General features: G+C 32.8%; 1 protein-coding gene. It reads right to left on the bottom strand.

What is annotated here, in order from left to right; all coding sequences use genetic code 11:
• Positions 1-1,050 (bottom strand): ISL3 family transposase (locus HMPREF1639_RS04680; protein ID WP_036763885.1); only part of this gene is annotated, 1,050 nt, incomplete at both ends.

The raw sequence follows: 1,050 nt of genomic DNA, 5'->3' as shown, positions 1-1,050 counted from the left end.
AGCATTATCCTTGCCTTAAAATTCCTAAAACTCCTATATCCGTAGGATACTCTTTTAATTACCTTTATCTTATTATTTTTACCCTCCACCATAGCATTCGTATATTCATATTTTAATGAGTTTAGCACATACTTTCTAAGCTTTTTAAGGCTTTTTATGCTCTTCCTAAAACACATTGGTATTTCATCAGTCCTAGTATTTAGAATATCTTCAAGCATAGCTACATCATTTTTAGAGATACTTAATAGGAAGTTTTGATAAAAATCATAGGCCTCTTTTAAGTGGGGAAATTCCTTTAACATGTAGTCTAATATATCGATTGAACTAGTCATATTTTTAAAGTGTCTATTCTTGTAAAAATATATCCTATTTAATTCCCAGTTTCTAGTAAGTGGTATTTTCCAGTATCTTTTCAGTACTTTATACTCTCTAGACCTGGTATTAAGCTTCTTCATCTCATTTATCCTTAACTTGTTTAGCTCTCTCGTCAAGAGCTGTACTATATGGAATTTATCGACCACAATATTGGCATTTGGAAAGACCTTCTCGGCAAGATCAATATATGGCCTATACATGTCTGTAGTCACATATTCTACCCTTTTTCTCACCTTCAAGGAATATGAATTAAAATACTCAAAGAGGTATCTTTGTCTTCTATCCGCCAGAATATCAAAAATATGACCGCCTTCTAAATCAGTTAAATTTACACTCATAGACGCATCAACTGTATTTACTGACTTGAATTCGTCTATTGATAGAACCCTAGGAAGATAATTTTTTCTTCTCCTATCTTCAGTTAAACGGAGTATCCTGGCAACACTAATAGGAGATACACAGTGTTCTCTTGCAATTAAGTCCATTGACTTAGTCTCACATAGGTTTAAAACTATTGACCTCTTAACATCATTCGATATGAAGCACCCCCTATCTACGATAGGTGTTTTGGCCATAAATGTTGACTCACAATGCTTACAGAAAAACCTCTGCTTTTTAACCATCAATATCAAAGGATTTGTATTAACCCTATTAAAAAGTATTTTTACAGTCTGA

Source organism: Peptostreptococcus sp. MV1 (assembly GCF_000758885.1).
In the GTDB taxonomy this organism is placed as follows: Bacteria; Bacillota; Clostridia; order Peptostreptococcales; family Peptostreptococcaceae; genus Peptostreptococcus.
Note: the sequence above shows the minus strand (reverse complement) of the source record. Positions and strands in the feature narration are given on the sequence as shown.